Genomic DNA, 18,759 nt, shown 5'->3' with positions numbered 1-18,759 from the left:
GGCCTGTACGGAGTGGCGCAGGGTGTGCGTCGTCGTCCTGGGCCGTCTGGATACCGTGGGCGGGCGGTCCGACGCCGGCTGTTCAGTCGTCGGCTGTTCACGCGAAGAGCCGTCGGAGGGGTCCCGGGGCGCCGGAGTCACCGGGCCGGGGGCGACCAGGGTGGGGGAGGAAGCCGGGACGTCGGCGGGGGCCGGCGTGTCCAAGTCGGCCGGGGTGATCTCCGGGGCGAGGGTGTCACTCGCGGGGGCGGGCCAGGGGACGGTGGGGGATACGTCGGCGGACGCCGTCCTGTGCCGCTGCCCCGCCGTGTGCGCGGTGAGCTTGCGGCGCGCCTGGGCGATCTTCATGCCCTGCGCCTCGATCAGCGCACGGCACTGCTGCACCACATCGGTCAGCGCGGGTCGGGCCACGGCGTCGTGGGCGAGCATGCCGCTCAGCAGTGGCACCAGTTCGCCGGGCGCACCGGAGAGGTCCGGTGCCGTACCGGGGTCGGTGACCAGGTGGAACACCATGTACGGGGTCGCCGCTTCGTGCGGATAGTGACCCGTGGCGGCGAACAGCAGCAGCGCGCCCAGCGCGTACACGTCCACGGCTGCCGTCAGCGGCTTCACACCGGCGGCCTGCTCGGGAGCCATGCAGATCGGAGTGCCGACGACCTGGTGGGGGGCGGTGAGGGAGACGCTCGACTCGGTGAAGGCGGCCAGACCGAAGTCGATGATCTTCGGCCCGTTGGGCCCGAGCAGGACGTTGGCCGGCTTCAGGTCCCGGTGGAGGAGGCCCTGTGTGTGCACGGCCGACAGCGCCTCGGCGAGGACCGCACCGAGCGCTGCGGTGAGGACGGACGGCAGTGGCCCGTGCGTCTTGACGTGCCGGGCGAGATCGGGCCCGTCGACGTACTCGGTGGCCAGCCACGGCTGTTCCGCCTCCGCGTCGGCACCCAGGAACGCCGCGATGCGCGGACCCCAGATGGTCTTGAGCACCTCGATCTCCTGCGCGAACCGCTGACGAGACTCGGAGTCCACGACCGACGGCTTGATCACCTTCACCGCTGCGGGCTCACCGCCCAGCGATTCTCCCAGGAAGACCTGACCCATGCCTCCGTGGCCGATCCGGCCGAGGAGTTCGAAGTCGCCCAGCGCGGGCGGATCCTCGGGGTTCAGCGGTGTGATCTGCACGTGTGTCCTCGGAATTCGGTCTGGCGAGCGTCTGATCAGCCGCGATGCGCGCCTGACGACACGGTAGTGGACGCGGTGGGTGTGTGGGACGCGTATGACGGGACGGCAATATCAACCCCTCCGGGTGAAGAACCTGTGGAGGGTCGGGTCGGGTCGGGCGGGGGAGTCTGCATGCGTGCGGGCACGGCGATGTCATGGTTCGCCGCCTGACGGGCGGAATCGTCATTCGCCTTGCGGCGCCGCGTCCGGAGACGGAAGCAGCTGGCCACCGGTCAATCCGCCCGCCAGCAACCGCGCCGTCTCCGCTGCCAGTCGCGTCGCCCGCACAGCGGCTGTCCGCAGTTCCTGCACGCGCCGGAACGCCTCCCCGTACCGCCGCTGCTCCTCCAGCGGCAGCAGCGGCACGCGCAGCCGGCCCGGGGCGACCGTCAGGACCGTGCTGCCGGTCGACGCGCCCGCGATGTTCTCCTCCGCGCCCAGGAACCCGGCCAGGAACCAGGCGTCCAGGCGTGCCGGGTCCGGGCGGAAGAGATGGACCTGGTGGCCGAGCAGCGCGCCGGCGTCCTCCTCGCCCGCGACCCGGGCCATCGGGCCGTCCGCGCTCGCGACCGCCCGCACGAGGACGTCCCCGGCGGCGATCACCGGCGCCGTGCCGCTGCGCAGCTCCGCAGGGTCGCCGGTGGGAGCCGACCCGCGCGTGATGTCCGAACCGGTGAGCACCGCACGGGGCCCGGCCTCGCGGTCCTCACCGTCCTCCCGGCCCCGCGCGTTCTCCGGCAGCGTGCGCAGCAAGGTGAGCGCCCCGCCGCGCGCGAGGTCGGAGGCCGTCGCCGTCCGCCACTCGCGCGCACCGGCGTCCGAGGCGCTCCAGCCCTCGCGGCCGGCCGTCCGTGCGAGGGCCTTCGCGGCCTTCACCAGGTCCTGGCGCGTGGCGTCGACCTCGGCCGACAGCTTCGCCGGGTCGACCTCCGACCGTGACGCCCGTACGAGCCGCGCCGGGGTGAGGTCCACCACGTCGTCCAGCAGGTCCACCACGCCGACCGCGTGCGCGACGCCCGGCTCCCCCTCGAAAGTGTCCGGGTCCGCCGTGAACGTCCCCCACGCCTCCAGGGCCCGGGCCGTGACCCCGGCCCAGTCCACGGCGGCCGACCGGCTCGCGCCCCGTGTCCGCGCGGCCACCGCCGTCCCCCCGCGCCCGGCCGCCGCCCCCGCCGGTGCTTCCGTCGCCGTGTCGACGAACAGCACGGACTTGCGCTCCGGGCCGCCCGGCTCGGGCCGCTGCAGCACCCACACCTGAAGGCCGACGTGCAGCGGCACCGAGGCGCCGGCCGGCAGCGCGATCACCGCGCGCAGGGCCCCGCTGCGCACCAGCTCCGCCCGTACGCGGCGCCCCGACGCGCGGCCGGCTGTGGCGGGCGGCAGGAGCAGGGCCGCGTAGCCGCCGGGGGAGAGGTGGGCGAGCGCGTGCTGCACCCACGCCAGCTCCGACTCGGCCCGGGCCGGGACGCCGTACGCCCAGCGAGGGTCGTACGCCAGCTCGTCGTGGCCCCAGTCGCGGACGCCGTACGGCGGATTGCACAGCACCGCGTCGGCGACCAGGTCGGTGAACGCGTCCGCGCGGAGACTGTCGCCGGCGCGCACGGTGACCGTGGCCTCCGGGGCGGTCAGCGTCAGGCTTACGGCGCTGCGCCGGGCCTGCACGGGAAGCGTGTCCTGGCCGTACAGCTCGCGGGCGCCCCGGCGGGCGGCGGCCGCCAGCAGGGCGCCGCTGCCGCAGGCCGGGTCGAGGACGCGGTCCGGGGTGCCGGGGAGCAGGCGGGCGAGCAGGTCGGCGAGGGGCGCGGGGGTCCGGTACGCGCCGGACGCGGCGCTGTCCTCCAGCTCCCGCTCCGCCAGTACGCCCAGCGCGGCCTGGCCGCCCTCGTCGCGTACACACGCGTACAGCGCGCGCAGCACCGCCGCGTCGTCCGCCTCGAAGCGCACGGGGTCCGCGCCCGGCACGGCCTCGGCCACCGACGCCGCGTCGTCCTGCGCACGGGCGGCGAGGTCCGCGTCCGGCAGCCGCGTGGTGTCCGTCAGCTCCTCCGGTGAGCGGCCGGCCGCCGCGAGTACGAGGAGCAGCAGATCCGATGTGCCGCCGCTCTGCGCGTGCAGGCGCAGGACCGTACGGAGCTCCTCCGACGGGCTGGCCGCCGAGGCGTGGCCGCGCGAGGCGAGCCAGGCGCGCACGGACTCCAGGTCGTACAGCGGACTGCTCTCCGTGCCGCCCGAGGGCGCGGGGAAGTCCTCGTGCCGACGGCGCCAGTTGCTGACCGTGGCGCGCGTGACCCCCGCGATGCGGGAGATCTCGGCGGCGGTCACCTGGGCGGACGGTGCGGGTTGCGGCATGACTGGATCCTGGCGTCGGTGATCGAGGTGATCACACCTTACAGCATGCGCCAGTCCAGGGATGGTGATTGACGAAGCTTTCACGTAAGTGATTACATGAAGCTGCTTCCGTCGGCGGCCCTCGCTTCCGGCGTGACGCTTGCCGTTCCTGCCGCAGCCAGACCCCTGAGCGGGGCGCGGCGACGGCCGATCGACCATCCGACCAGGGGGACGCCCATGTACCCGACCCTGCCGAACATCCCCGGCACTTCGCCCACCCCTTCGCGCCCGTCACGGCGCGATGCGCGGCTCACCCACGGTGGCCCCGCGCTCCCCTCGTTGAGCGCGGGGCCACCGGCCCGGTCGCGCAGGACCGCTCTTGCCGCGGCCGCGGCGGTCGTGGGCTGCTCCCTGAGCGCGTGCTCCAGCGCCGGTGACACCCCGACCGCTTTGCCGACGGGCACCGTCAGCGCCTCGCAGGGCACCCCGAGCACCGAGGACGTGCAGGACACCCAGGACGACTCCGACGGCGACACTCTGATCGTCGCGTTGGACAAGACCGCCACGTGGAAGAACGGCGTCGCCGCGCACCTGGGCGACTTCAGCCGCGGCACCTCCGGCGAGTACGCCAGCCCGTCCGGCGAGGCCTACCTGGCCTTCTCCGTCACCCTGCGGAACGGCTCGAAGACCCCGCTCGACCTCAGCACGGTGAGCCTGTCCTGCCCGGACGGTGCCGAGCAGGTCTTCGACTCGGACGCCGGCCTCAACGGCCTGCCGGACGCACACCTGCTGCCGGGTAAGTCGCAGAACTGGAAGGAGGCCTGCGTGTTCCCCAAGACGGCCAGGAACGCCCAGATCGAGATCACGCCGACCGACACCTCCGGCGACAGCTGGTACCGCACGGCCATCTTCACCGGCGAGGTGCGGTAGCCCGCACCGCGGACGGGACGGACGGGACCTCCGGCGTTCCCCCTTGGGGGGCGTGGCCGACATCTGCGCCGCCCGCCAGGCATCCGCCCGTGCAAAGTCGCGAAAGCGCAGCGGAACATCACGTACAGACATAGTCTTCGGGAATTACCGCCGCCGGTTGGGGAGACCGGCAGCGCGGTGGAGGTGCCATGGGTGGGGACACGTTTGTGTCAGCAACAGTCGAAGGCCGCGAGCCGTCCACGTTCCAGGGGTGTCCGGACACGGCCGACGTACCCGACCCGTTCGGTGAACGGCCGCTGCTGACCCCCGCGATGACAAAGGGGTACGCGGCCGTACCCGAGCAGGAGCGGGAACGTCTTCGGCGCTACCTCGGAACGGTCGTCGCCGCCAGGTCCGCACCGGTGCACACCGCCGTCGCCTTCAACGCCGTGTATTTCGGGTACGACCTCGGTGGCGAGGGTTACGGCGGCAGCCCTCTGCGCCCCGAGGACTTCCCCGTGGTCGCCTTCGGGAAGTGCGCCCCCGTGCTCCCCGTCGGTGCGATGGTGTGCATCACCACGGGGGCGGACCCCCTCTACGCCGAGATCGTCTACCGCGAGGGCGCCCATCCGCGGACCGGTGCTCTCGGCGACGTACCCGCCTGGGTGTCGGGAGCACCGCCCGGCGCCGAGGGGCCGGGACAGCCCGGCGACTCCTCCGCCCCACGGCGCCGAGAACTGCTGATCCCTGATCCCCACGTCTTCGGTTCGGGCCTGAGCCTGTCACCGGTCCAGCTCCACCGGTTGCGCACGCGCCGTCGGTGGATCAACGAGGACGGTCATCTCCTCGTCGACGTGTGCCACCCCTCCCGTGAGGCAGCCGGGCGCGACGACCTGACCGCCTACACGGAGCACCTCCTGACCACGGCACGAGAGCATTTGCTCAGCCCGCTCGTGCCCGTGTCCCTCGCCGAGTTGGTGCGGGGCACACACGACGACGACCTGAGGGCGGGACTGCACGGCCTCCTCGACACGGTCCGTGGCGCTCTCGGCTCCAGTCAGAACCTGCGGGCATGGGGCCACTACGTCATGACGCGTGCCTCCCTCGCGGAATGCTGGCGTGACACCGGGCCATTGGGCGGTGACGACCTCAGATCTCTCGCGGCGGCGGTGGAACGCGCGGCCACTCCGACCCGGCGGCGCTATGGGATCAGTTCCCCGGTCACCGTGTACACGGCCGTGGGCCCACGCCTTCGCGGCTTTCCCGGAGCGGCGGAACGGCTCAGGGGAACGGGGTACGCCGCCGCGGTGTGCCGGGCGAACGTGGCGCTCGCCGACGTCGTCCGACGGGACAGCGAGCACGGTGTGTTCGAGAACGGGGCCCGGATCACACTCGACGACGTCTTCGAAGGCGGAGGCGTATGGCGGACCCGTCATCCCGCTGACGGGGGAGCCGGCGAGGACCCGCTGACCCCGGCAGGCCGTGGCTGGGCGTCCACGACGGCCGGACCGGCGCCGGAGACAGCACGAGCGGCGGAGCAGGACCCGGTGCCCGGGCCGGAACCGGAGGCGGAACCGGTCGACGGACCTCTCGCCGACGATGCCTCCCTGGGGCGCCTGGAACTCCTACGGAAGGACACACAGGAGATCGTGTGGGGAGCGCCGCTGCGGCTGGCCCACCTCGGCGGCGGCACGCTCCCCCTGCATCCACAGGTCGCCCGGGAGCTTCACCGGGCGCACGGGGCCACGTGCACGGTACGCCTCGCCGTCGCCCATGCCGGACTGACACTGGAGGACCGGGAAGCGGACCAGACAGTCCGTGCCGAGCTCGGTGACGACCACGGCCGACTGACCGACGTCTCCTGGCCGGCCGCCTTTTTCCCCGGCCTGTTGCTCGAACTCCGTTGGCCCCGGGACGGGCTGGTGATCCACGCGGCCACCACAAGACTTCCGGAACCGGTGAGGACAAGCGACCGGGTGATCGGTCACTGCTTCGATCCGCCCATCCTGACCAGGGAAGACGCTCCAGGCAGTGATCGCCACGCGGACACGGCCGCCGGGCTGGGCCCCCGGCACCTGGTGATGCGCACGGTGCGCCGTTGCGGATTGCTCACTCTGGACGGGCACGCCCTGCTGGACCGTTCCGTACTGCCGACAGCCGCCTACGGCCGCAGGCCGGCACGGAGTCAGACGGCCGCTCTGGAAGCAGCGGTCGTGGACCTGCTCGCGGCACGGCTCCTGGAACCCGCCCTCGGCAGTCGTGACGCCTGGGGACAGCCGCACCACCCGCCACGCGCCGGTGAGCCGGCCATCCCCCTCATCGCGTACCGGCCCGCCCGACCACGCCTGATACGCCCCTGGAACGGCGCGGCCGCGGACGGCGGGGGACTGCAGGGGGTCCAGTTCGTCCCCGGCCATCTGCGCCGCCTGCGACCGGGATGCTCGCCCAGCGAAGCCCAGCGAACGGCCTTCCGGGAGCACTGCCGCAGGCTCGGCAAGGCGGACGGCTGGGAACTGCCCGACGGATACACCTTCGTCACCGAGCACACGCGCGGTCACTGAGGCCCCGCACCCCCGCGGCCGCCGCTCGGCCTCCTTCTCGCCCTTCTCCTCCCCGGCAGATCCACGGCTCACCGGCGCCGAAGCCGATGCGCCCAGCCGGCCCCCGCACCCCGTCACGGAAACGGAGCACCCGTACATGCAGGACCGCTACAACGTCGTCGCGGAACCACCACTGTCCCCGCCCGGTGTATCGGCCGAGGTGCTCGGCACCCTGGCCGCCGCGCTCAACGCACTGGAACGCCCGGCCGCGACCCTGAACGACCTCACGGCCGACATGGTGGAGCTGGCCTTCAACTCCCTGCCGCCGAAGAACCGGCAGGCCCTGCTGCACGGCCTGGGCATCCGCATGGCAGCTCCCCGACGGGCGGGCAGCGCTCTGTGCCGTGACATCCTCGCCCGGCTGCGGCGCGAAGCACGGCAGCACGCATGTATCTGCGGGATGCGGGGCCTCACCGTCACCGTGTACCAGCAGGTGGTCATGTCCGTCTTCCCCCCGGACGGAGAGGCGGGGCCCGACCCCGTGCGCCGGTGGGGGGCGGAACTGGTCCGGGCGGCGGTGTTCGCCTGGTGCAACGCCTCCGTCGCCGATGCGCACCTCGTCGCCTGGGCGGCGGACCAGGAGTGGTTCGCCGCGGCGGCCGACGACAAGGAAGCGGTGCTGATCGCTGCCGTGGGTGAGGCCGCGCGCGCCGTGGTGGCGGCGTATCCGGACTTCGCCCCCAGCCGGTACCCCAGCCGCGGGCCGGCGGACGAGGACGCACCACACGGGCGGACGACCCACCTCGGCGACCAGGAACCGGAAGCCACCCCGGCCCGCCACGTGGCATCGGTCATCGCCACGCCGCACGGCGCAGCCGACCCGGCCGCCGAGGACACCCGGAACGACCAGGCCGACCCCGAGGAGCTCTGCCGGCACCTCGAAGCGCACCTCGCCGAGGCGCGGCACTCCGCCGAGAACGTGTCCGGCGCTGTCGAGGACGGTCGCCCCCCACAGGACGATGACCTGGCGGCGCTGGCCGGGCTCGGAGCTCACTTCGACCGCGTGACGGAAGCGCTCCGTGCGGTCGGGACCGAGGGCGTGCCTCGGCGGCTGGAGGACCTGCGGCGTGCCGCCCAGGCGCACCGGGCCGCACGCCGACGCGACCTCCACGCACGTCACACGCTGCGCGCACTGACGGACGTCACCTGCCGCCCGGACAGTCCCGCAGCCGCTGCCGTCGAAGCCCTGCGCAGCACCGTCCGCCGTCTGCTGGACACCCCGGTGTGGGAAGAGCGGCACCAGCAGGAGAGTGCCGCGGTCGCCGCCCTGGCCCAACTGGTCCGGCTGGGACGGCAGGCGGACGCCGCGACAGAGATCCTCGCTCTGCAGGAGGAGGTCACACGCGTACTGCCCGCCTGTGCCGTGGCGGCCGTGATGCCCTACGAACTGTCCCTGCCCCAGCCGGAGGCCGCCACCGCATCGGCAGCCCGCGCCGACGGCGTTGACGGAGTTGACGACGTTGACGGCGACGCGGCCGGCCCCGATGAGCCCACCGCCGCGGACACGGTGACCGTGTCCCCCGGGGCCGTACAGCCCGGTGAGCAGGCCGAGGAGACCACGGCCCTGGTCACCGCGGAACGCCCCTCCGAAAGGCCCGAGCCCGCGTCCCGCCCGGAACCGGGCGGCACCGTACCCACCCCGTCGGACACCCGTGCCGACGAGGCACAGGCGACGTCTCCCCTGGACAGCGACTCGGCACCGACGGCGGCCCCGGACACCGTCCCCCCGGACACCGTCCCCTCGGCCGCTCGGCCGCCGGCTCCCGGCCCTGCCCTCGCCCTCGCCGAGGAAGCGGCAGCTCCGGAACCGGTCGGGCCCGCGCCGACGGCCACCGAAGCAGCGGCGGACAAGGAGAAGGGCACGGACGCGGACGACGGTCGGCACGACGACTCCGCGATCGAACGGGTCCTGGCGCAGCTCGTCGTGGAACGCCGCTTCGGGCTCGCCCATCACGTAGCGAAGGCCGCCGGCCGGTCCGAGCCACAGGTCGCGGCGCTCCGCCTGGCAGGTGCCGCGGCGCTGCTCACGGCCGGTGACAGCCAGGGCGTACGGTTGGCCGCGGACCTGCTCCAGCAGTACGGCGGCTACGGCGGGCAGGACACGGAGGGCAGCGAACTGCTGCTCCTGCCCGCCTTGCTGCGTACGGCGCTGACCACCGGGGACCACATGGCGGGCGCCCAGCTCAAGGCCCTGGTGCCCCGGCTGCCGGACCGTCTCGGGGAGGTGGCGACCGCGGTTGCCGACCGTGCCCTGAGCGGCACCCTGATGATCGCCTCCCCGCTCGTGGTCATCGCCGACGTCTCCGAGACGGAGACCCGGCTGCGAGAACTGCGTGAGCAGTGCAGTGCCCTGCTGACCCCGCCGAGGCTGAGGTTCGCGCGGGCGACGGAGATCGCCAAGCACTGGCTGGCCCCCGACGACGGGATGCTCGGATCACTGCTGACCGTCGTGGTCGATGACCACCGCGCCGAGGTGCCCCGCCTGAGGGAGCAGGCCGAGCGCCTGTCCAAGCTGAACGAGGTCAACGGCGAGATCGACCGCATGGACCGCAAGTACCGTTCGTCCAGCGGCAAACCGCTCCAGGGTGCCGGACGGCAGGACCTGGTGCACCTCGTGGAACGGGCCGTCGGACTGGTCAAGGAGTGGTGGCTCGCGGTCGACGGTCTGCGTCGCGCCGACCGCTCCGACAGCAGCCGGGCGGTCAAGGAGATCTCCTCGCTGCGCCGGTTCCTGCTGGACGGCCGGGAGGCCGTCCTCGGTGAGCTGGAGCAGACGGTGCGACGCCCGGGCACCCTGGCCGCGTCGACGGCCTGGGCGGCGCGAGCCTCGATGGAGGAGCTGTTCGCCCTGCTGGCCGGCGACACCCCGTCCCCGCGCCCCGGCCATCCGGTCGCGCCCGAATGCCTGCTCGACGCCGAACTGCTCAAGGTGTGTGACACCCGCGAGGAACAGCCGCCGCTGGACCGGCTCGTCGCAGCGGTCGGCCGCACCTGGCAGGACGCCCTCGCCGAGCGGCTCGACCACGACGCCTTCACGGCGGCCCGCACCATCGTCGAGCTCGCTGAACACGGAGCGCTGCCGGCCGCCCGCCCCGGGGACCCCTCCGGGCCCTCGCTCGCCGAGATCCAAGAGCGGGAGACCGCCAGGCGGGCCGAGCTGCGCCAGGCCCACGACGAACTCGTCGCCGAGCTGCACCGCGCACAGGCCGACGGCGCCGTGACCGACGACCAGGACCTGCGCCTGCAGGAACTGCTCGCCGACGCACGCGCCAGGCTCGACGACACCGCAGTGCGCGACCTGATGGACGTACGGCGGGCGCTCGACACGGTACGCGGGGACCTGCCCGCCTACCGCCGGCAGGCCACCGACCGGATCCGCGCCCGGCTCGACGCCCTCGACCTCACGGAGGAGGAGCGCGCCCAGGTCCTGCGGAACCTGGAGACCGGTGGCCTGGCCACCGCCGCCGACCTCGTCTACTTCCTCGAGATCGGCGAACCCGTTCCCGAGATCGAAGCCGGTGAGTCCCACCTGATGGAGTTCTTCCCGGCCGTGCCCGACGGGCTGCCGAAGGGCATCGACCGTGAGCTGGTCGAGCTCGTCCGGTACGGGGGCAAGCACCCCACGCTCCCGGTCCTCGACTACAGCGCCCTCTCCACGGAGGAGGCGGCGCTCGCCGCCGACGCGCTCGACGAGTGGCGCGAGCTGACGGCGACCGAGCCGAAGGACCGCCTTGAGGTGTCCGCGCGGCGCCAGCTCCTGCCCGCGCTGAAACTCCTCGGATACGACGCGAAGAGCGCCCGCCCGCTGGACGAGCGGTCACACCGCCGACGTGAGTACCGCCTGTTCGAGCTGACCGAGGTGGAGATCAACGGGAGGGCGAAGGCGCCCGCGTTCGGCTCCCAGATCGAGGAGCAGGGAGGCACCCTGCGGGTGCTGATGGTCTGGGGCCGCCCGCCCGCAAAGGTGGTCATGAGCCTCGCGGAACCCGACACCAGCGGCGCGAGTCTCCTCGTCGTCTACTTCGGCACGCTGAGCCCCGAACACCGCACCGAACTCGCCGCGGGGTCGAGCAAGGTGCAGCCCCTGCTCGTCGTGGACGACGCGGCCCTCGCTTTTCTCGCGGCCCGTGGCAACCGGCAGGTCAGCACCACCACACAGACGCTGCTGCCGTTCTCCGGCGTCAACCCGTACATCAGGGAGAAGCGCGGCAGGATCGGCGGCGAGATGTTCTACGGCCGGGACGCGGAACGCAAGAGCATCATCGACCCGCGCGGCACCCAGGTCATCTTCGGTGGCCGAGGCCTGGGCAAGTCCGCCCTGCTCGCCGACGCCGGCGAGCGATTCGTGAAGCAGAGCCCGGGCTATCACCACGCGGTGTACATCAATCTCGACCAGGAGAACATCGGCAAGGGGAGCTCACTGGGGCCGAAGGACCTGTGGAGCGTCCTGCACCGGGAGCTGGCCTCGGCGGAGGTGACGGCGGGCAGGCTCCAGCGCCGCAAGTCGGACAAGGACATCTCCGACCAGGTGCGCACCGCCATCCGGACCTGGCTGGACGGGGACTCACGCCGCCGGCTGCTCATCCTGCTCGACGAGTGCGACCAGTTCTTCGAGGCGGACGCGCCCCGCTTCGACCAGACCAAGAAGCTCAAGGGGCTCGGCTCCGACACCAAGGACCGCGCCAAGGTCGTCTTCGCCGGACTGCACTCCGTACAGCGGTTCTCCAAGCTGGCGAGCAACGGGCCGTTCGGCCACCTCGCGCAGACCCCGAAGGTGATCGGCCCGCTCGCCCCGTACTTCGCCGCCGAGCTGCTGGTCGAGCCGATGCGGGCACTCGGCTTCGAGTTCCAGGACCTGGACCTCGTCAACCGGGTGCTCGGCTACTGCTCCTACCAGCCGTTCCTCCTTCAGATGTTCGGCCACCGGCTGGTCGAGGTGATGCACCGCAAGCGGGCGCGACGCGGGGACGAGGGGCCCCCGTACACGGTGGAGCCCGCCGACATCGAGGTCGTGGAGTCGGACTCCGGGCTCAGGGAGAGCATCTCGGCGGCCTTCAAGGACACCCTCAGCCTCGATCACCGCTACGACGTGATCGCCAACGTGCTGGCGTACCACGCCCGGCACCAGGGACTGGAGGTGCGCCTGAGCGACACCGAGCTGCGCGAGGAGTGCGAGACCTTCTGGCGCAAGGGCTTCGAGCAGCTCGACACCGAGGGCTTCCGCGCCTACCTGTCCGAGATGGTGGGTCTCGGCATCCTCGCTCCCAACCACGACGGCCAGGGATGGCATCTGCGCGGCCCCAACGCCCTGCGCATGATCGGCACCTCCCACGAGGTGGACGCCCGTCTGCTCAGGGCCGAACAGGACTGCGTTCTCCAGGAGAGCATCGTGCAGGAGGGCCGTCCCGAACTGCCCGACGGCCGGCCCGCTCCGCTCACCATCACCCAGCTCGACGACCTCCTCGGCGAGCGGTCCAACCAGACGAGGGTCGTGCTCGGTACCCGCGCCACCGGTGTCAAGGACGTCGCCGACACCCTGCGCACCATCACCGGGCCGATCTCCGGCTGGACGCTGCCGCCTGTCGGCAAGCCCAGCGTCTACAAGCAGGAACTCACCGGCGGACGCCCGCAGGAACGGCGCGTCGTGATCAGCGACTTCGTCAACTACCGGGATCCCGTACGGCCCGAGACCTGCCGGGAGGCCGTCGACCTCGCCGACGAGCTGCTGCCCGCCACGCCGGGGGTGACCCGCGCGGTGGTGCTCGTCACCGACCCGGCCCAGTTGGACCTGTGGCGCTCCCTGCTGGCGGGCACGGAGCGCTCGTCGGCCGCCCCGGTGGTCCTGCGACGTCACGATCGGCGCAGCCTGCGCGGCTGGGCTCAGCGTGTGGAGAAGTTCCACACGGAGGACCGCCTGGACCGTCTCCACGAGCTGACCGGCGGCTGGCCGATGCTGGTGGGCCGAGCACACCACCTGCACGGTGAACTGGACGACCCCGACGAGGTGCTGCGCCGGTTGGCGAGCCTTCGCACGGACCGGGCCGAGGCCGCGGCCTTCGTCGAGGCGACCGGCGTGTACGCGCACCCGTTCCTCGCCACGGGTTACCGGTCCCTCGTCGAGGAGTTCGAGGACGGCTCGTTCGACCTGGAGGCCGCGATGACCGCTGTGGCGGTACGGATGGGGCTGGACGACGAGGACGAGGCCCGATGGGTCGTGGACTGCCTCGACGCCCTCCAGGTGTTCGACCGTGAGGACACTCAGCTCCGTCTGGAGCCCGTGCTTCGGCAGTGCGTCGCGGCGCCTGCGTGACGGTGCGGGAACCGTGACCGGCCACAGCCACGACAGTGGCGGGCCTGCCGGTCGCGGTTCCCGGCGGTCGTGTCGTCGGTGGCTGTGGCAAGCCGGGTGCCGAGCTGAGGGGGTATGCGTCGATCACCCCGGCCGCTATTGCGTACGATGTGCAAGTGCGCTCTGTCGATGACTACACCCTCCGCCCCGCCACCCCCGCCGACCTGGACGCCGCCCGGGCCGTCATGCTCGACACCGTCTACCGCGACTTCGGTACCGGATACGTGCCGCGCTGGCACGGGGACATCATCGACCTGGCCGGTGCGTACCTGGCGCCCGACCGGCACACGCTGCTCGTGGCCGTGGACGAGCGGGACGGGGAGGTCGTCGCCACCGGGGCGCTCGACTCCCGTGGTCCCGCGTACCCGCCGAACCCGCGTCACGTCGCCGAGCGCTACCCCTCCGGCGTCACCGCGCAGCTGCGCCGGGTGTACGTGCGGCCCGAGCACCGCCGGCGTGGGCTGGCCCGGCGCCTGGTCGACGAGCTGCTGGCCTTCGCCGCCGCCGACGGGGGGTACCGGGCCGTGTATCTGCACACCGACCCGGCCGTCACCGGGGCCGAGCCCTTCTGGCGGTCGCTCGCCAAGGTCGTGCACGACGAGCGGGAGGACGCCGGCGGGGGGAACGGGGTCGTGCACTTCGACGTGCCCATGGGGTGACGGGGGCGGCACCGAAATGGAAATGATTGCCATGTAGGCTTTCGTTTCGCTGCCACCCGCGCCCGACCCGCTCACACGCCACGCACCCGATCGATCCGAGGACCATGCGCTCCCACCGCCGCTCCCGGCTGCTCGCCCCCCTCGCCTCCCTCCTGCTCATCCCGCTGATATCCAGCTGTTTCGCCTCCGGCGGCAGTGACGATTCCGGCTCCGGCGACGACGACGGCTCCCGCCTCCGCGTCGCCCTCGCCTTCCCGCCCGCCGAGAGGCTGTCCCCCTACGGCGCCGACGCCACCCTCCTCAGCCGGCTCGGTGTCACCGAGGGCCTCACCGCGCTGGACGCCAACGGCTCCGCCGCGCCGGCGCTCGCCGCGTCCTGGCGGCGGGACGGGGACAAGGCGTGGGAGTTCACGCTCCGCGACGCCACCTTCCAGGACGGCGGCGCCGTCACCCCCGCCGCCGTCGCCGCATCCCTCACCCACGCCACCGCCGCCAAGCCCGCCCCCGCCGCGCTGGCCGGCGTCACCCTCACCGCCGAGGCCGCCGGGGAACGGGCGGTACGGATCACCACCGCCGAGCCCGACCCCGTGCTGCCGCTGCGGCTGTCCAGCCCCAGCCTCGCCGTGCTGTCCGCCAAGGCCTACGCCGACAAGAACCGCGTCGACCCCGTCGGCCACGCCACCGGCCCCTTCGAGCTGACCAAGGTCAACGGCGCCACCTCCGCCACCCTCGACCGGTTCGACGACTACTGGGGCGGACGCGCCCAGGCCTCCGGGATCGACGCCCGCTTCATCGCCGACGGCACCGCCCGCGCCAACGCCCTGCGCACCGGCGAGCTCGACATCGCCGAGGCCGTACCCGTCGCCCAGGCCGCGACCCTCGACAAGGACAGGCGGCGCGACACCGCCACCACCCGCACCACCAGCCTCCTCCTCAACGCCTCCTCCGGGCCCTTCAAGGACGCCGGACTGCGGGCCGCCGCCCGTGCCGCCGTCGACACCGCCGTGTTCGCCAAGGACGTGTACGAGGGGTACGCCGACCCCGGTGCCGGCGTCTACGGGCCCGCCGTGACCTGGGCCGAGGGCAAGCGGACCGAGCCCGTCGGACGCGCCGCGGTCGGTAAGGCCGGCGGCGGGACCATCACCCTCGCCACCTACGACAACCGGCCCGAGTTGCCCGAGGTCGCCCAGGTGGTCAAGCAGCAGCTGGAGAAGGCCGGGTTCAAGGTGAAGCTCACCGTCCGTGAGTACTCCCGGCTGGAGAACGACGCGCTGGAGGGGAAGTTCGACGCGTTCGTCCTCGCCCGGAACACCCTCGTCGACACCGGCGACCCCGTCGCCGTCCTCGCCAGCGACTACACCTGCGACGGCGGCTACAACATCGCCCAGCTCTGCGACAAGGACGTCGACGCGGCCGTAGCCAAGGCCGAGCGGACCGCCGACACCGCAAAGCGGCAGGACGCCGCCATGGCCGCCGAGGCGCGCATCCTCGGCAGCGACGCCGTCGTGCCCCTCGTGCACCAGCGGATCATCACCGGCGTCGGCAGCTCCGTACAGGGCGTGCTCCTCGACCCGTACGAGCGCACCCTCGTCGGCACCGGCACGCGGCGCTGAGCCGTGCGGCAGCGGATGGCCACCGCGGTGTGGCGGGTCGTCCTCGCGGCCGGGCTGGTGTGCGGGATCGGGCTGCTGCCGTGGCTCACCCGCACCGACCCGGCGTACACCGTCCTCAAGGCACGGTCGGCCGAACGCGATCCGACCCCCGAGGTGCTCGCCGACATCCGTCAGCAGCTCGGGCTCGACGGGGGCCCCGGGCAGGTGCTCGGCCGGTGGCTCGGCGGGCTCGTACGCGGTGACGCCGGGCAGTCGTGGATCTCCGGGGGCGACGTCCTGCCCGACGTGCTCCAGGCGCTGGGGGCCTCCCTGCTGCTGATGGCGGCGGCGCTCGTCGTCGCCTGCCTCACCGCCGGGCTCATCTGCGCCCGCACGCTCCGCCTGGGCGCGCGGCGGCGGCTCGACGGGCGGCGGCGCGGCGGTACCGCCTCCGCCGTGATCGCCTCGCTGCCCGAGTTCCTCGTCGCCTCCGTCCTCGCCACCGTCGTCGGGGTGCAGCTGGGATGGCTGCCCGCACTGGGGTGGTACGGGCCCCAGTGGACCGTGCTGCCCGCGCTCGCCCTCGGACTGCCCGCAGGTGCCGTGCTCGGGCGGCTCCTCGACGACCTGCTGCCCGGCGCCTTCGGCGAGCCGTGGGCACTGGCCGCCGCCGCGCGGGGACTGACCGGCCGGCGCATCGCCCGCCAGGCGCTGCGCCGCTGCGTGCCCGCGCTGCTGCCCAACCTCTCACTGTTCGTCGTGGGCCTCACCGGCGGTGCCGTCGCCGTAGAGCAGGTCTTCGACATCCCCGGGCTCGGCCGCACCACCCTCCAGGCCGCCCTCGCCCAGGACCTGCCCGTCCTCCAGGCCGGCACCCTCGCCCTCCTGCTGCTCGGCGCGCTCGCGACCGGCGCCACCCGCCTCGCGGGCCGCCTGCTCACCGGACCCGCCCTGCGCGACGGCGCCCTGTCCTCCCTCCACCGCCCCGCCCCGCCCGCCGGCGGACTGCTGCCCCTCCTCTACGGCGCCGTCCTGCTCGCCGTCGTCGGGCTCGGCCTGCCGCGCGACCCGCTCGCCCTCGACACGGGGGAGCGGCTGCGGGCCCCCTCCCTCGACCACCCCTTCGGCACCGACGCCCTCGGCCGCGACCTGCTCGCCCGCGTCGGGCACGGAGCTCTGGACACCCTGCTGTTCGCCACCGCCATCAGTGCCGCCGCGCTGCTCGCGGGCGTACTCCTCGGACTCGTGCCCCGGATCTCCGCGCCGCTCGTCGACACCGTCAACGCCGTACCGCCCGTGCTCGTCGCCCTCCTCGTCACCGCGGTCGCGGGGAGCGGGGCGGCCACGCCCGCGTTCGCCGTGGGCGCCGTCGCCTGGGCGCCGCTCGCCGCGCACACGGCCGCGCTGCTGCGGCAGGAACGCGCCACCCTGCACATCACCGCCACCCGGGGGCTGGGGGCCGGGCGGTGGTACCTGCTGCGCCACGAGCTGCTGCCCGCCGTCCTGCCGCCCGTCCTGCGCCACGCCCTGCTGCGGCTGCCCGGCGTCGCCCTCGCGCTCGCCTCGCTCGGCTTCCTCGGCCTGGGCGCCCAGCCGCCGTCCCCCGAGTGGGGCCTGCTCCTCGCCGAGAACCAGCCCTACGCCGAACGCGCCCCCTGGGCCGTCCTCGCCCCCGCCGCCGTCCTGGCCCTGCTCGGCGCCCTGGCCGTCACCGCCGCCGGCGGACTGCGGCGGCCTCGGCTGCGGCGTCCGCACGGCACGTCCCCGGCCGTCGTACCCCGGCCGGTCGCGGAGAAGGAGCCGGCCGGAACCCGATGATGTCGCTGACCACCGGCCGGCGCGCGAAGGATCCCGGGCGCGGCGCCCCGCTCTCCCCGCTGCTCCGGCTGCTCATCCTCACCCAGCTCGCCTTCAACATCGGCTTCTTCGCCGTCCTACCCTTCCTCGCCGAGCATCTGGGGCGGTCCGTCGGCATGGCGGGCTGGCTGGTCGGGTTCGTGCTCGGGCTGCGGACCTTCAGCCAGCAGGGGCTGTTCGTGGTCGGCGGGGCGCTGGCGGACCGGTACGGCATCCGGCCCGTGGTGCTCGCCGGGTGCGGGCTGCGGATCGCCGGGTTCGGGTGGCTCGGGTTCGCCGAGCGGACCTGGGCGGTGGTCGGGGCGGTGCTGCTCATCGGGTTCGCCGCCGCGCTGTTCTCGCCGGCCGTCGAGTCCGAGGTGGCCCGGCAGGCCGTCGTCTGGGAGGCGGGGGGCGGCGGGGACCGGACCAGGGTGCTCGCGCTGTTCACGGTCGCCGGGCAGGCGGGAGCGTTCGTCGGGCCGCTGCTGGGGGCGCTGCTGCTGGCCGTCGACTTCCGTACGGCGTGCCTGGCCGGGGCCGGTGTCTTCGTGCTCGTCCTCGCCGGGCACGCGTGGCTGCTGCCGCAGCACATTCCCGGGCGCGGGCGCACCCGGGCCAGGGGCGGGGCACGGCTGCTGCTGCGCAACCGGCCCTTCCTCGCGCTGTGCTGCGCGTACGGCGCCTACCTGCTCGCCTACAACCAGCTCTACCTGGCCCTGCCCGCCGAGGTGGAGCGGGCCGCCGGGTCCCAGGCGCCGCTGGCCTGGCTGTTCGCGCTGTCCTCGCTGCTGGTGGTGACCGCGCAGCTGCCGGTCACCCGGCGGGCGGGTAAGCGTCTGGCGCCGCGCCGGTCGATGGTGGCGGGGCTGGGGGTGATCGCGGCCGGTTTCGCCGTCGTCGCGCTGGCGCGGCCCGCCGGGTGGACGGGGGCGGGCGGCCTGGCTCCCGCCGCCGGGTTCGTCGTGCTGCTCACCCTCGGGCAGATGCTGGTCGCGCCCGTCGCCCGCGCCTGGGTGCCGGACCTCGCCGAGGACGGGCGGCTCGGCCTGTACACCGGGGCGCTGTCCTCCGTCTCGGGGCTCATCGTCCTGGCGGGCAGCTCCGCGACCGGCCTGCTGCTCGACAGCGGGCTGCCGGCCGCCGTGCCGTGGCTGGCGCTGGCCGTCGTACCGCTGGCCGCGGTGGGGCTCCTGCCGCGACGCCCCTGACCGGCGGCGTGTTCACGGCAGGCCGTGGGGCGGGGCGCGCGGACCGCTCGTCCCGGGGAC

9 protein-coding genes are annotated in these 18,759 nt (G+C 73.7%); 7 read left to right on the top strand and 2 right to left on the bottom strand.

Annotation, left to right across the window (positions count from 1 at the left end; genetic code table 11):
• Together KUM32_RS15120 and KUM32_RS15115 are read right to left on the bottom strand one after the other, a co-directional pair.
• A partial coding sequence (locus KUM32_RS15120; RefSeq protein WP_217142391.1) for a serine/threonine-protein kinase occupies positions 1-1,176 on the bottom strand: 1,176 nt, incomplete at its 3' end.
• Positions 1,177-1,398: 222 nt separating this feature from the next.
• On the bottom strand, positions 1,399-3,564 hold the full coding sequence (locus KUM32_RS15115) for an N-6 DNA methylase (protein ID WP_217142390.1): 2,166 nt from the start codon (positions 3,562-3,564) through the stop codon (positions 1,399-1,401).
• A gap of 429 nt (positions 3,565-3,993) precedes the next feature.
• On the opposite strand from KUM32_RS15115, the gene KUM32_RS15110 reads away from it, so the two are divergent.
• The 7 genes from KUM32_RS15110 to KUM32_RS15080 all read left to right on the top strand — a co-directional run bounded on the left by KUM32_RS15110 (position 3,994) and on the right by KUM32_RS15080 (position 18,699).
• Positions 3,994-4,473 (top strand): hypothetical protein, encoded by a 480-nt coding sequence (locus tag KUM32_RS15110; protein ID WP_217142389.1) that lies wholly within the window; start codon positions 3,994-3,996, stop codon positions 4,471-4,473.
• 206 nt (positions 4,474-4,679) lie between these two features.
• Complete coding sequence (locus KUM32_RS15105; RefSeq protein ID WP_308408659.1) at positions 4,680-7,013, top strand: hypothetical protein; 2,334 nt, start codon at positions 4,680-4,682, stop codon at positions 7,011-7,013.
• A 136-nt stretch (positions 7,014-7,149) separates the two neighbouring features.
• Positions 7,150-13,362, top strand: a complete 6,213-nt coding sequence (locus KUM32_RS15100) for a hypothetical protein (protein ID WP_217142387.1) — start codon at positions 7,150-7,152, stop codon at positions 13,360-13,362.
• A gap of 224 nt (positions 13,363-13,586) precedes the next feature.
• Positions 13,587-14,060, top strand: a complete 474-nt coding sequence (locus KUM32_RS15095) for a GNAT family N-acetyltransferase (protein ID WP_254405589.1) — start codon at positions 13,587-13,589, stop codon at positions 14,058-14,060.
• 104 nt (positions 14,061-14,164) lie between these two features.
• Entirely contained in the window at positions 14,165-15,673 is a 1,509-nt protein-coding gene (locus KUM32_RS15090; RefSeq protein ID WP_217142385.1) for an ABC transporter substrate-binding protein, read from the top strand.
• Between the two features lie 15 nt (positions 15,674-15,688).
• Positions 15,689-17,470 (top strand): ABC transporter permease subunit, encoded by a 1,782-nt coding sequence (locus tag KUM32_RS15085; protein WP_254405571.1) that lies wholly within the window; start codon positions 15,689-15,691, stop codon positions 17,468-17,470.
• A complete protein-coding gene (locus tag KUM32_RS15080) occupies positions 17,467-18,699 on the top strand; it encodes an MFS transporter (protein WP_217142384.1) in 1,233 nt (410 codons plus the stop codon). Before KUM32_RS15085 ends, KUM32_RS15080 begins: the two co-directional genes overlap by 4 nt.
• Positions 18,700-18,759: the final 60 nt, after the last annotated feature.

It is taken from the genome of Streptomyces sp. AC627_RSS907 (assembly GCF_019049165.1).
This window is presented reverse-complemented; position numbering and strand designations above follow the sequence as displayed.